We start from the raw sequence: 14,091 nt of genomic DNA, 5'->3' as shown, positions 1-14,091 counted from the left end.
AGTTGGTGACAAAACTTACTGCGGGTGAGGGACACGGCATGGGAAAAACTGGGAGTTGGTGACAAAACTTACTGCGGGTGAGGGACACGGCATGGGAAAAACTGGGAGTTGGTGACAAAACTTACTGCGGGTGAGGGACACGGCATGGGAAAAACTGGGAGTTGGTGACAAAACTTACTGATGCCGTGTCCCTACAGTGTTGTGTTGCACCCGATTGAAAACCGCTGTATAAGATGCAGAAGGTTACTTTTTCTGAAAATGCAACAACAGCGATCTTGGCTTTTTCAGAAACCCGGTTTCGACCTATATTTTTCAGAGAAACCGGGTTTCTTTATGTTCGGCGGCATAGAGATCGCATCAATACGGGGCGGGTTTATATAGTTGGTCTATTTGAGCCACTTATTGTTTGTAAAACCCGCCCCTACATCAATTTAATTCAATCTGAAATCTCAAATCTGAAATCTGACATTCCCCTGTTCAATCTTTGCCCAGAAAGCTAAAGTAGTACAAACCTTCCAAAATTCCCGCCGCACAATGAGCATTAGCTAGGTATACATAATCCGCCGGGTTGATTTCGTACCATTGCAAAAGTTCTGGCTGAGCATTTCCTACAATAATACCTCGTTCTTTGCCCATACTAAACAAGGCGATGTCGTTGCCGGAATCGCCGCAGGCGACGGTTTGGGTGGCGTCAAATTCCCATTTGTGGCGCAAAAACTCCATTGCCAAACCTTTGTTGCCGCGTTTGGGAAGAATATCTAGGTCTTTGCTGCTACTGTACACTAACCGGGTGTTTAAACCGCGCTCTTGTAACAGTGTCTCTAACCTTGGTAAGACTTCTATAGCGGCTTCCTCAGCCAGAAAATAGCTGACTTTGAAGGGTCGCTGTTCGGTGTCGGGTTGGGGAACTAAATCGGCAAAATGGGCGCCGGTGGCGGCTACCAAATCCCGATCCCATCCTGGGGAGAGTTGTTCAGACCAAGCGGGATCTGGAACTGGGTCATTGGGGTTATAGTAAATTTCGGTACCCACTGAGGTGACGAGGGCATCGGGTGGGAGCAGATGCTTTTCGGTGGCGAGTTGGCGATAGAGGGTGAGCGATCGCCCGGTGATATAAACAATCTTAGTGCCGTGCTTCTGCGCTGAGTCTTGCAACCGCTGATTGAGTTCTTTTAGCGCTGCGTCGTCGCCTACGAGGGTATGATCTAGGTCTGTTACAAATAAAAATTTAGCCACTGCAACCTCTTTGGATGAAAGGATTTTGGATTTAGTTAGGGTGATTGGTAATGGGTAATGGGTAATTGCTAATTGGTTTTTCTCATGACCTATTAGCCATAACCGACGACTTATCACCCATTACCTAATCTAAAATTTAAAATCCAAAATCCACATTCCCAGGCAGGAGTCTGGGAACGACATTCCCAGGCAGGAGTCTGGGAACGACATTCCCAGGCAGGAGTCTGGGAACGACATTCCCAGGCAGGAGTCTGGGAACGACATTCCCAGGCAGGAGTCTGGGAACGACATTCCCAGGCAGGAGCCTGGGAACGACATTCCCAGGCAGGAGTCTGGGAACGAGAGAACGACATTCCCAGGCAGGAGCCTGGGAACGACATTCCCAGGCAGGAGCCTGGGAACGAGAGAAAGGCAGCTGTCTGGGAACGAATCCACCTTCCCAGGCAGGAGCCTGGGAACGAGAAAATCCAAAATCCACCTTCCCAGGCAGGAGTCTGGGAACGAGAAATCCAAAATTCTTATCGCCGACGCGGCTGATTACCTCTGACGGCGGCGAGGGCATTGCGGGCATTGGTGACAGCAGTTGTATTGCCTTGTTGTTGAAATATAGCTACGGCGCGCTCGAAGTCTTTAGTTGCTTCCTGTCTGTTTCCCAGTCTGAAATAGGTAACGCCCCGGTTGAAGAAGGCTTCCCCGTAGTCGGCTTTGATCGCAATTGCCTGGGTATAATCGCGAATTGCGTCTTGATGCTTGTCGAGTCGGTTATAGGCAATGCCGCGATTGTAGTATGCCCTTTCGTTTTTAGGTTCGAGGCGGATGGCTTCGTTGTAATCGGCGATCGCTTTATTATGATCCTTGAGGTCGTCGTAGGCGTTACCCCGGTTGATATAAGCTTGGGCGTTATTCGGATTGAGCCTGATTGCCTCGGTGCTGTCGGCAATCGCTCCTGGATAATCTTTTTGGAAGTAGCGGGCAACTCCCCGGTAGTGGTGGGCGTCTGCCATCTCCGGTTTGAGCTTAATCGCTTCGCTGGTATCGGCGATCGCTTTGGGATAGTCTTTGAGGAAATAGTATGCGATCGCCCGTTGCAGGTAGGCATCCGCCATATCTGGCTGGAGCTTAATTACTTCGGTGTAATCTGCGATCGCTCCGTTATAATTGCCTTGCTTTGCTTTTTCCAACCCCCGATTGTAGATCTCCATCGCCGTCGTTTGCGTTTCTGTTGGGGTGGCTGGCTTTGGTTGATCTGCCGCTGGAGTGGGCTGTTCTTCTGTGGCTTCGGTTGGCGTATTAGCTGGCTTTGGTTGATCTGCCGCTGGAGTGGGCTGTTCTTCTGTGGCTTCGGTTGGCGTATTAGCTGGCTTTGGTTGATCTGCGGCTGGAGTCGGCTGTTCTTCTGTGGCTTGGGTGGGCGTATTAGCTGGCTTTGGTTGATCTGCGGCTGGAGTCGGCTGTTCTTCTGTGGCTTGGGTGGGCGTATTAGCTGGCTTTGGTTTATCTGCGGCTGGTGCAGGTCGATTTTCCGGTTGCGTTGGTTGCGCCTGTCTGGTTGACGGTTTGGGTTTTGTTTGGGCTGCTGGAGTTGTTCCTGTTTGGGGGCGAGTTGACTGAGCAAAAGCAGCCGCATCCATGCTACCCAGTGCGGCGGTGAATCCCAAAATGGCGATAGTTGTGTGAAGGCGGTTCATCTAAAACCTCACTCTAACGTGGAAACCACCATCTTTTAAGTGGTGGATGAAACGTGACAAGGCATTAATAACAATGCCGTCCCATGCACGGGGGTGGAGGGGTATGGTTGCCCCTCCTGGGGATATGGTTGTCCCCAACCCATTGCTGGGTAACGTTAGCCTTGCCAAGGTTATCGGTCGGTACTGTCCCAGTCGCACTGTCTTACCCCTCGTAAAACTGTTTAACGACCGAGTTCTAGAGCAGGGAACTGGCTACGCATTCCCTGGTAGGAACTTGAACGCTTGCCGATAACGTAGTTTCCCCGTTGCCGGGACTTAGGCTGGTCAACTACCTAAAGATTTGAGGCACGATGCCCCGTCTCTTTAGAGCGGGGTGCTGACAAGCTTTACCAATCGACTTTTTGGTGGAATTTAGAGCAACAGCTTGCAGAAAATTTTCGTTATCGCCCAACTAGGATATCAGATGAGGGAGATATTGAATATTAAGAAGATGAAAAAAATCAAAGAAATTGGTAAAACCTCACCCTACTTTCCCCCGACCTGTGACTGCGCCTAAACTATCTTTGTTCCCTCTTTCTCGCGCTTAATGTTTTCTTGGTTACCGCAACTCAATCCGCAAGTTCGGATGCTCGCCTTGGGTCGCTTCCTCTCGGAAATTGGCACTGGTTTTACTTTGTTTTATGCCCCCATCTTTTTTGTCAACCAAGTAGGACTATCCGCAACTGAGCTTGGTTTGGCGTTGGGCAGCGCTTCTATTCCTGGCATCGCCGGACGCATTCTCGGCGGTTTGTTTTCTGACTCTCCCAAGTGGGGACGGCGTCCCACGCTATTACTTTCATCTGCTATTTCTGCCGTCGCTTCCTTGGTGTTAGCGATTACTGTCAATTTTTCTACCTTGGTTTTGGGAAATTTACTGAGCGGTTTTGGCAGTGGTTTATATTGGCCTGCTACGGAAGCAGTGATTGCAGATTTAACTGAGGGAGAACAGCGCCGCGAAGCTTATGCCGTGACGCGGTTGGCAGATAATCTGGGATTGGTAATTGGGGTGGTTTTAGGGGGTGCGTTAATTGGGAGTTCGGGAACTTATCGCTTGTTGTTTATCATTGATGCGATTTCGTTTGTCGCGTTCTTTGCTGTAGTTTATTTAGCCATTCAAGAACCCTATCGACCATCCCCTTGCCGGGAAGAAACAAAAGGTATTCAAGAAGAGACGCGGGGAGGCGGGGAGGCGGGGACGGGGGGAGTTTTTTCCATGGGGATGGGAACCCCACCTGAAAAGTTGACGAATCAATCAGAGCAGACTAACGCCGAGCTTGATCCTTCTCCAGCTTTGCGTCTCCCCTTCTTTGCGTCCCCGCGTCTTCTTAATTCTATGCAAAGTTGGGCGGCGGCACTGCGCGATCGCCGCCTTGTTGTTTTCTTCTTGGTCAATGTTATCTTTACTACCTACGTTTCCCAAATCCAGAGTACTTTACCCCTTTATTTCAGTAAATTTGTCTCAACTACGGGTTTTTCTACCCCAATTATTAGTGCGCTTTTTAGCTGGCAGATGATTGTAGCAATTTTGGGTTTAATTCCCGCTTCCCGTGCTTTAAGGCGCTTCAGTCACCCGCAAGCGTTATGCGTATCTGCCTTATTGTGGGCGATGGGATTTATTTTGATTTGGGTGACAGGAGTGGCTGCAAAAGGGCATTTAGCATGGGCAATTTTAGGGATGGGATCGTTCGCAGTCGCTACTGTATCTTACACCCCTTCCGCTTCTGCCCTCGTCGCCGATATCGCACCCGTTGACCTGCGCGGCGTCTATCTTTCGATTAATTCCCTATGTTGGGCTGCTGGCTACGCTATTGGCCCTACTTTAGGTGGCTACGCGATGGATCAAAACCGTTCAATTGTTTATGGTTTCTGGCTATTTTTAGCCTTGAGCGTAATCGTCACAATTGGAATTTTGCAATATCTCGACCGAATTTTGTTAAATCACAATTAAAACCAGAACCCCGACTTCTCTTGTGAAGTCGGGGTTCTAGAAATAAAAATGCTAAAATAACGTAATTTCCTAGTTACATCGAGCCAAAGAAACAAAGGGCGATCTGAAAAATCGTCTACTCAGAAACCGGGTTTCTCTGAAAAATCGTGGGTTTGACAGCGAGAAATCTACTCAGAAACCGGGTTTCTGACGCCAAAGAAACAAAGGGCGATCTGAAAAATCGTGGGTTTGACAAGTTTGGATGGTTAAAGGGGAGGGATAAAACAGGACTTACGCAAGAAGAACCTATCACCTCAGATCTTGCACCATTCTCAACAAGACCGGAGAAACCGGGTTTCTTCACGAAAAATATAGAGTTTCAGGTTTAGTTATTGGCAAGAAACAAAGGTGATACCCTTGGTGCAAGATCTGAGTCACCTTTGTTTCTGCGTAAATCTCTAGCTCCAAAGCGACGATTTTTCAGAGAAACTTTGGTGTTTGCCTGGGTCCTGTAAAACTTATAATTTTCAGGCAGGAGCCTGAAAATCTTCATTCCCAGGCAGGAGCCTGGGAACGAGCTAGAACGAGCTAGAGCCTGGGAACGAGCTAGAACGAGCTAGAGCCTGGGAACGAGGTAATGGCTAATGGTAGGGACGGGAAATATTCCTATTAGCAATTAGCAATTAGCAATTAGCCATTGTTACTTAAAAAATTTATTAGCAGGGCGGCGTTCTTGTAATTTGCGATAAACTGCTTTCACATCAACGCCATGATGAGCTAAAGCGACCAAGGTGTGATAAAATAAGTCGGCAACTTCACCGGCGATCGCATCCTTATCATCATCCTTAAACGCCATTACCACTTCGGCGGTTTCTTCGCCAATTTTTTTCAAAATCTTGTTATCGCCGCCCTCAAATAACTTGCACGTATAAGAACTTTCGGTAGGGTTGTCCCGGCGAGCGCAAATTACTTCAAATACCTGAGACAATGTATCCGCTGGCGGTGCTATCTTTTGTCCATCTACTTGATGAAAGCAACTGCGTTCCCCCGTATGACAAGCAATATCCCCGATTTGCTCGACTGTTATCAGCAGAGCATCGCTGTCGCAATCGTAACGGATACTTTTCACGTTCTGTACGTGCCCGGATGTTTCCCCTTTAGGCCATAATTCGGCACGAGAACGACTGTAAAACCAAGTGCGTCCTGTTTCTAATGTTTTGGCGAGCGACTCGCGGTTCATCCAAGCCATCATCAATACCGTACCATCCAGATAATCTTGAACGATTGCCGGGACGAGTCCCCGTTCGTCGTAGCGAATTTGGTCGAGGGGAATAGCAGAGCTTAAAGGCGTTGGTTCCGCAGCGGACATAAATTCAATGGCGACAGCAGCGTTTTAATCTTACCAAAAACTGCGAGATGCACCCTGATGCAACGCCTGGTCGCGAAACTTGCTGTCAGTTTTTGTTAAAAAAGATTAAGCAATTTGTGGTTTTGTAACGGAATCGAGGGTAATGACGCTGTTAAGACTGACAGTCTGAATGCGGACGGCACAAGCGGCGACCTTGTGAGCTTTAGACTCATCGCCGTACCATTGCAGGGCGCAGTTAAACGCAGCGCGGTAGAGGTCTTGAGCGGATTCAGAAAGGAGACGTCGCACTTCTGTGGGTAAATCTTGATTAGTTTTGTATGGGGGCATGGTAAATGAACTCTAGATAGGATAACTAAACAGTCTATTATGGTAAATCGCAGCTTCCGACTATCCTAAGACAGACCTTTTAACCACAAACAAAGAGCGCAAGGATAAATTAAGGAGTTAACGTTGATTAGCACGAGCTTGAACACCACTAAATCAGAAGAAATTTTTGCCTCGGCGCAGCAGTTGATGCCCGGTGGCGTGAGTTCGCCAGTGAGAGCGTTTAAATCGGTGGGAGGACAACCCATCGTGTTTGACCGTGTCAAAGGCGCTTATATCTGGGATGTGGATGGCAACCAATACATCGATTATGTAGGCAGCTGGGGGCCAGCGATTTGCGGTCACACCCATCCTGATGTCATCAAGGCGTTGCACGAAACCCTAGAAAAAGGCACTAGCTTCGGCGCACCCTGCGCCCTGGAAAACGTGCTGGCAGAAATGGTAATCGATGCCGTTCCCAGCATCGAAATGGTGCGCTTTGTCAACTCCGGTACCGAAGCTTGCATGGCGGTGTTGCGCTTGATGCGTGCCTTCACCGGACGCGACAAAGTGATTAAATTTGAAGGGTGCTACCACGGTCACGCCGATATGTTTTTGGTCAAGGCGGGTTCCGGCGTCGCGACGCTGGGTTTACCCGACTCCCCCGGCGTCCCCAAATCAACCACGAGCAATACCCTCACCGCACCCTACAACGACTTAGAAGCGGTTAAAGCTTTATTTGCAGAAAACCCCGACCAAATTTCCGGGGTGATTTTGGAACCTGTAGTAGGAAACGCCGGGTTTATTCCCCCCGATGCGGGCTTTTTGGAAGGTTTGCGCGTGATAACTCAGGAAAATGGGGCATTGCTGGTATGTGATGAAGTGATGACGGGTTTCCGCATTGCCTACGGCGGCGCCCAAGAAAAATTCGGCATTACCCCCGACTTGACTACGTTAGGTAAGATTATTGGCGGCGGGTTGCCCGTAGGAGCTTATGGCGGGCGGCGCGATATCATGTCGATGGTTGCACCTGCTGGACCGATGTATCAAGCTGGGACGCTTTCGGGCAATCCTCTGGCAATGACGGCGGGGATCAAAACCTTGGAATTATTGCAAAAACCGGGTACTTACGAGTATTTGGATCAGATTACCAAAAAGCTGGCGGATGGCTTGCTGCAAATTGCCAAAGAAACTGGTCACGATGCTTGCGGCGGTCAAATCAGCGGTATGTTTGGTTTGTTCTTTACTGCTGGCCCGGTTCATAATTACGAGGATGCCAAAAAGTCGGATTTGCAAAAGTTTAGTCGCTTCCATCGCGGCATGTTAGAACGGGGTATTTATTTGGCACCGTCGCAGTTTGAAGCTGGGTTTACTTCCTTGGCTCATACTGAGGAAGATATTGACAAAACCTTGGCAGCAGCGAGAGAAGTGATGTCGAGTTTGTAAGCATCAGAAACCCGGTTTTTTGAAAAAACCGGGTTTCTTACCTCGCCGAAAAACTAAATAACTCAAGTTGCTAGTTATCTCATAAATAGAAGCTAATGGCTAATGGCTAATGGCTAATGGCTAATGGGTAATGGCTAATGGGTAATGGGTAATGGCTAATGGCTAATGGGTAATGGCTAATGGGTAATGGCTAATGGGTAATGGCTAATGGGTAATGGCTAATGGCTAATGGGTAATGGCTAATGGGTAATGGGTAATGGCTAATGGCTAATGGGTAATGGCTAATGGCTAATGGCTAATGGCTAATGGCTAATGGCTAATGGCTAATGGCTAATGGCTAATGGCTAATGTTAGGTGATTACGAAGCTATCTCCCAATTAGCAATTAGCAATTAGCAATTAGCAACTTGCGTTAAATCTAAAATCTAAAATCTTACCAATTGTGGGTTTTCAAATTATCAAGCCACGGCAATTTCGGCGCAAGGTAGCTGCTCTAGTAAGCAAGGCTAGAGAACTACAACAGGCAACAAAAAGGCGCAAGAAATTTTTCCAGCGCATTGGGTCTGGGTTGGCATTGGCGTCGGTTATTTTAATATTGATAGGTGTGGTTTCATCTCGGAGTATTGTCGCTCTCGTACAGACTAGCAAGTCGGCGGCACACTCGCATCAGGTGATAGAAAAGCTAGAACACATCCTCACTGATATTACAAATGCCGAGACTGGTCAACGGGGGTATGTGATTACTGGAGAAGAGTCGCATCTAGAACCTTATAACCAGGCGATCGCGCACATCAACCAAGACATTAAAGAACTGAAGCACTTAACGGCTAATCATCCCGCAGCGAGGCGGAAACTCGATATCCTAGAACCTCTGATCGCGCAAAGGCTGACCTTAATCGATACAACGATTACCTTGCGGAAATACCGAGGATTTGAATCGACATTGAAGTTCATCCGCAAGGAGCGAGAGAAACCCGCGCGCTTGATGGAGGAAATCCGCTCGATTGTGAGCGAGATGCAAACCCAGGAGCGGGCATTGTTAAACCAGCGAGAAAAATCCGCCAAATCGAGTGCTAAAAACACAATTATCGCCTTTTCAACCAGTATCGTTCTGGCTTTTTTGATTCTGGCTTTCGTGTTTTATCTGATCTATCGCGAGATTGTCGAACGCAAGGCAGCAGAAGCATCGCTCAAGCAAGAACGGAATTTTATTAGCGCTATTTTGGATACAGCCAGCGCTTTAGTTTTAGTTGTAGACCTTGAAGGAAAAATTATCCGCTTTAACCGCGCTTGCGAGCAAACAACGGGTTATTCCTTTGAGGAAGTAAAGGAGCGGCAATTCTGGGATTTGTTGTTAATTCCTGAAGAAATCGAGCCAGTAAAAGCTGTATTTGCCTCGCTGACTAGCGGTAACTTCCCGAATGAATACGAAAATTATTGGGTCACCAGGGATGGGAGACGGCGACTAATTGCCTGGTCAAACACTGCGCTGCTGAATCAGGATGGATCGATTAAATACATCATCAGTACTGGCATCGATCGCACTCAACGCAAGCAAGCAGAACGGCGTTTGCGGGCGCAGCAAACAATCACGTGCATATTGGCAGAATCTAACACGTTTACAGAGGCGATTCCCAAAATTTTACAGGCGATGTGCTTCAGCTTGGGATGGGATTGGGGCGAACTTTGGGGCGTAGATCGGCAGTCGAATTTGCTGCGTTGCATTCATACTTGGCACGTGCCGTTATTGGCAGATGAAGCTTTGAAAAAGCCAACAGAAGTGTTTGAGGTGGTTACCAGGCAGATCTGCTTTGCTGTGGGTGAGGGATTGCCCGGTCGGATCTGGGGTGGGGGTAAACCAATTTGGGTGGTAGATGTGGTAGAGGAGGATTATTTTCTCCGCGCTCCAATGGCGGCTAAGTTAGGACTGCACGGTGCTTTTGGTTTACCAATCAAAGATGAGAATGGAATTTTAGGGATACTGATATTTTTCAGCCGTGAAATTCAACCGCACGATGGCGAGTTACTCAAAATTATGGCGGCGATTAGCACTCAAATCGGGCAGTTTATCGATCGCAAACAGGCAGAATTAGACCTGCGGGAAACAACGCGGTTACAGCAGGCGATTTTAGAGAGTGCAAATTACGCGATTATTTCCACAGATGTAGATGGGATTATCCGCACTTTTAATCCAGCAGCTCAAGCATTGTTGGGATATGCGCCAGCAGAAGTGGTGGGGAAAAAAACCCTTGCTTTTTTTCACGATAAACAGGAACTATCGGCGGTAGGGGGGAAAGGGATAAACTCTGGATTGGAAGCAATTTTAGCCGAAACGCGACATGGCGAACGCATTGAGCGCGAATGGTATTATATCCGCAAAGATGGGAGTCGCTTTCCGGTATTGTTATCGGTCAGCGCGCTGCGTGACGCAGAACATAACATTACGGGTTTTTTGGCAATTGCCAGCGATATAAGCGATCGCAAGCAAAAAGAAGCCGCACTCAAAGAAAGCGAAGAAAAATATCGCTCGGTTGTTAACAATATCAGAGAGGTTGTTTTCCAAACTGATAATCAAGGTTTGTGGACATTTCTCAATCCCGCTTGGACCGAAATTACCGGCTTTTCCATCGATGAAAGTATCGGCACTGATTCGTTTAATTGCATCCATCCCGATGACCGCCCGCGTCACGTAATGCTGTTTCACCCCTTGATTGAAGGTAAAAAAGAATACTGCCGTCACGAGTTGCGCTATCTGACCAAAGATGGGGAATTTCGCTGGCTGGAAGTATACGCCCGCCCGATCCGGGATAAAAATAATGTAATATTAGGCACATCTGGCACGCTCAACGACGTAACCGAAAGGATGCGGACGCAAGAGGCGCTGCGGGTGAGTCAGGAACGCTACGAACTGGCAATTAGTGCGGGCAATGTGGGCGTCTGGGATTGGAATATTCTCACGGGGGAAATCTATATTGACCCCACGATTAAAGCGGCGCTGGGCTTTACAGACATGGATATTCCCAACACCTTGGAGGGGTGGCGAAGTCTTGTGCATCCAGAAGATTTACCACTGGTGTTAGAGGCTACCAACGCTCATTTAGTAGGCGAGAGCTTCCAGTATGAAATCGAACATCGGCGACTGCATAAAAATGGCAGCATCCGGTGGTTTCTCTCTTGCGGCACGGCATTTGAAGACGGGGAAGGCAGAATGTGTCGCATGACCGGGACAGATACGGATATTACGGAGCGAAAGTTGGTACAGGAGGCGTTAGAAAGAGAGCGACAGCAATTGCAACAAATTATCGCCAGCGCCCCCGTAGCTATGGCAATGTTTGATACAAAGTTGCGCTATTTGGCGCATAGTAATAAGTGGTTAATAGATTATGACCTAGAAGGTCTGGTAATAATTGGTTGCAGTCACTATCAAGTTTTACCGGATATTCCGGATAGATGGAAAGAAATTTATCAGCGGGCGCTAAAAGGGGAAGCGATCGCATCGCCAGAAGATGTATTTGAACGCGAAGATGGCTCGAAAATTTATCTGCGCTGGGCAATAGAACCTTGGCGTCATCCCGATGGCGAAGTGGGTGGCATTGTAATGGTGACTGACACGATCAACGAGTTAGTAGAAGCAAGGGAAGCCGCGTTAGAAGCATCGCGATTTAAATCCCGATTTCTCGCGAACATGAGTCACGAAATTCGCACCCCCATGAATGCAGTTTTGGGAATGACCGGGTTATTATTAGACAGTAATCTCGACTCAGAACAGCGAGATTTTGTCGAAACAATTCGCATCAGCGGGGACGCGCTTTTAAGCTTAATTAACGAAATCTTAGATCTATCCAAACTCGAAGCCGGAGAGATGGATTTAGAAATCTTAGATTTCGACCTATCTATCTGCATTGAAGAAGTATTAGACTTACTCGCTCCCCAAGCTCATGCTAAAGGATTGGAACTTGCGGGTTTAGTCTATCAAAACGTTCCCATTCATCTGCAAGGCGATGCGGGGCGCTTGCGACAAATCCTCACCAATCTAATTGGAAATGCGATTAAATTTACCAGCGTTGGCGAGGTGGTGTTGCGAGCAGAACTGTTATCAGAAACCGCTAGTAGCGCTACAATTTGCTTGTCGGTGACGGATACCGGAATTGGCATTGCCCCAGAAAACCAAAGCAAACTTTTTGCGCCTTTTACTCAAGTCGATGCTTCTACAACGCGCAAGTACGGCGGGACGGGTTTGGGGTTGGCTATCTGCAAGGAGTTGGTTACTTTAATGGGAGGAGAAATTGCCTTAGAAAGTCAGTTGGGTAAAGGTTCTAAATTCTGGTTTACAGTTACTTTACCTAAGGCTGTTTCTGCTGTTGAAAATCCAAAAGTTCTTCACCAGCGGCGGTTGTTAGTTGTAGATGATAACGCCACCAATCGCAAGGTTGTTTACCATCAAGCGGCGCGTTGGGGAATGGCAGTCGATGAGGCGGATAGTGCGGCGGCTGCTTTTAATGCTTTACAAGCGGCTTGGGCGCAAAATATGCCCTATGATGTGGCGTTAATTGACATGCAAATGCCCCAAGTTGATGGCCTCACTTTGGGCTGGGAAATTAAGTCGGATTTAGCTTTAGCTGAAACGCCGCTGATTATGCTTGCCTCCACGAATCAACGGGAGGAAGTGCAGCGTGCAATCAAGATAGGATTTGCGACTTATTTGGTTAAACCGATTAAACCATCCCGGCTTTTTAAGGCTATTACAAATGTTTTAGAATTCCAAACAGAACCTGGAATTATATCGGATGCCCAATTACCAATTACCAATTACCAATTACCAATTACCAATGGCAAATTAAGAATTCTACTCGCTGAAGATAATTTGGTAAATCAAAAAGTAGCGCTGAAGCAACTGAAAGGTTTGGGCTATGATGCCGATGTCGCCGCGAATGGGGAAGAAGTTTTGCAGCTGATTGCAAAAATCCCCTACGATTTGATTTTGATGGATTGCCAAATGCCGGTTCTCGATGGTTTTGAAACTACGCGAGAAATTAATCGCCGTCCTGAAAAATCTTTCCCTGGCGGACGTCGCCCTTCAATTGTCGCGATGACGGCCAATGCGAGGCAAGAAGACCGGCAAAAATGCCTCGATGCGGGGATGAATGATTATTTGAGTAAGCCTATTTCTAAGGAAAAATTGGCTGAATTTTTAGAGCGGTTTAGCCGCGCAATTTTACCGACAGAAGCAGGAATTTCGGATGAAGAAACACAGGCTAGTTTACCCGATATAGATTGGGAATACTTGCATCAGTTATCTGAAAATAACGAGGAATTTGAATTAGAATTGTTGCAGATGTTCGTTGAAGATACTCAAGTTCATTTGCCGGGAATTAAACGCGCGATCGCATCGAATAATTTCCAGCAGTTTGAGCGAGAAACCCATCACATTAAAGGTGCTAGCGCCAATATTGGCGCTGCTTCCATGCGGGTAACCGCAGAAAAATTAGAACAATTAGCTCGTTCCCAACAACTTGAAGGAGCTAGGGATTTATTAGCACAATTAGAACAAATTTTCAACCGCATTCAAGCTGATTTACAAAACCGTTAATAACCTTTGGAAATGAACATACAATTACGCTCGTTGACTTGGTCGTAACTAAAATTATCGGCTAACATGGATATAATTTTCAACCCCCGCCCTCGCTCGTCGTCATTGTCTTCAAATTCGGGAATTTCTTGCAATTTCTGGTTTAAGTTAAACCCAGGGCCATAAGACCAAATCCGAATTTCTATATGTCGTTCAAACCGCGTTGCTTCAAGATCAATTGGCGTTTCTGGCGGTAAATCTTTATGAGCGTGTTCGGCAATATTCGTAAAGGCTTCCCAAAGCAGCGTTTGACACTTATACCAAATATCTTTATCGGGAATGGGCGGCTGATTCAACTGCTCAAACCAGGACAAGACTTCTGTACACACCCCTAGATCTGTCTTGACTTTAAGATTAATTTTTTTTAACATTTGGCTGCCCTAATTCTTCTATTCTTTTAATTGTAATCTGAAAGGCTCTTCCTTAAATAAAATTTATTTAGGTATAATAAAACA

Annotated in this window: 11 protein-coding genes; 5 read left to right on the top strand and 6 right to left on the bottom strand. The window is 47.2% G+C overall.

Going from position 1 to position 14,091, the window contains the following annotated elements; genetic code table 11:
- The first annotated feature begins 233 nt into the window (after positions 1-233).
- A complete protein-coding gene (locus MiSe_RS17145; RefSeq protein ID WP_226582431.1) occupies positions 234-500 on the top strand; it encodes a hypothetical protein in 267 nt (88 codons plus the stop codon).
- Here MiSe_RS17145 and MiSe_RS17140 read toward each other — a convergent pair.
- The 3 genes from MiSe_RS17140 to MiSe_RS17130 all read right to left on the bottom strand — a co-directional run bounded on the left by MiSe_RS17140 (position 478) and on the right by MiSe_RS17130 (position 2,924).
- Positions 478-1,236: a sucrose-phosphate phosphatase gene (locus tag MiSe_RS17140; protein WP_226582428.1), complete on the bottom strand. Its 759-nt coding sequence runs from the start codon at positions 1,234-1,236 to the stop codon at positions 478-480. The two genes, MiSe_RS17145 and MiSe_RS17140, sit on opposite strands and share 23 nt — an antisense overlap.
- 136 nt (positions 1,237-1,372) lie before the next feature.
- Positions 1,373-1,798 carry a hypothetical protein gene (locus MiSe_RS17135; protein ID WP_226582426.1) on the bottom strand — a complete coding sequence of 142 codons (426 nt, stop codon included), beginning with the start codon at positions 1,796-1,798 and terminating at the stop codon, positions 1,373-1,375.
- Positions 1,755-2,924, bottom strand: coding sequence for a tetratricopeptide repeat protein (locus MiSe_RS17130; RefSeq protein ID WP_226582423.1), 1,170 nt, complete (start codon positions 2,922-2,924; stop codon positions 1,755-1,757). The genes MiSe_RS17135 and MiSe_RS17130 overlap by 44 nt, the downstream gene beginning before the upstream one ends.
- A 103-nt stretch (positions 2,925-3,027) precedes the next feature.
- Here MiSe_RS17130 and MiSe_RS17125 point away from each other — a divergent pair, with 103 nt between their 5' ends.
- Both MiSe_RS17125 and MiSe_RS17120 read left to right on the top strand, forming a co-directional pair.
- Positions 3,028-3,216 carry a hypothetical protein gene (locus MiSe_RS17125; RefSeq protein ID WP_226582420.1) on the top strand — a complete coding sequence of 63 codons (189 nt, stop codon included), beginning with the start codon at positions 3,028-3,030 and terminating at the stop codon, positions 3,214-3,216.
- Between the two features lie 294 nt (positions 3,217-3,510).
- Positions 3,511-4,911, top strand: coding sequence for an MFS transporter (locus tag MiSe_RS17120; protein ID WP_226582419.1), 1,401 nt, complete (start codon positions 3,511-3,513; stop codon positions 4,909-4,911).
- A 679-nt stretch (positions 4,912-5,590) separates the two neighbouring features.
- Here the strand turns inward: MiSe_RS17120 and hisIE are convergent.
- Both hisIE and MiSe_RS17110 read right to left on the bottom strand, forming a co-directional pair.
- Entirely contained in the window at positions 5,591-6,259 is a 669-nt protein-coding gene (gene hisIE, locus MiSe_RS17115) for a bifunctional phosphoribosyl-AMP cyclohydrolase/phosphoribosyl-ATP diphosphatase HisIE (RefSeq protein ID WP_226582416.1), read from the bottom strand.
- A 105-nt stretch (positions 6,260-6,364) separates the two neighbouring features.
- Complete coding sequence (locus MiSe_RS17110; RefSeq protein ID WP_226582413.1) at positions 6,365-6,586, bottom strand: ChaB family protein; 222 nt, start codon at positions 6,584-6,586, stop codon at positions 6,365-6,367.
- A 123-nt stretch (positions 6,587-6,709) separates the two neighbouring features.
- On the opposite strand from MiSe_RS17110, the gene hemL reads away from it, so the two are divergent.
- Together hemL and MiSe_RS17100 are read left to right on the top strand one after the other, a co-directional pair.
- Positions 6,710-8,008 (top strand): glutamate-1-semialdehyde 2,1-aminomutase, encoded by a 1,299-nt coding sequence (gene hemL, locus MiSe_RS17105; protein ID WP_226582411.1) that lies wholly within the window; start codon positions 6,710-6,712, stop codon positions 8,006-8,008.
- Between the two features lie 441 nt (positions 8,009-8,449).
- Positions 8,450-13,597 carry a PAS domain S-box protein gene (locus tag MiSe_RS17100; protein WP_226582408.1) on the top strand — a complete coding sequence of 1,716 codons (5,148 nt, stop codon included), beginning with the start codon at positions 8,450-8,452 and terminating at the stop codon, positions 13,595-13,597.
- On the opposite strand, the gene MiSe_RS17095 is transcribed toward MiSe_RS17100, so the two are convergent.
- A complete protein-coding gene (locus MiSe_RS17095) occupies positions 13,594-14,007 on the bottom strand; it encodes an ATP-binding protein (RefSeq protein WP_226582405.1) in 414 nt (137 codons plus the stop codon). The genes MiSe_RS17100 and MiSe_RS17095 overlap by 4 nt on opposite strands.
- Positions 14,008-14,091: the final 84 nt, after the last annotated feature.

Origin of the sequence: Microseira wollei NIES-4236, from assembly GCF_020521235.1 — a bacterium.
Lineage (GTDB): Bacteria > Cyanobacteriota > Cyanobacteriia > Cyanobacteriales > Aerosakkonemataceae > Microseira > Microseira wollei.
The sequence above is the reverse complement of the archived record's forward strand: the minus strand, read 5'-3'. Positions and strand labels throughout refer to the sequence as shown.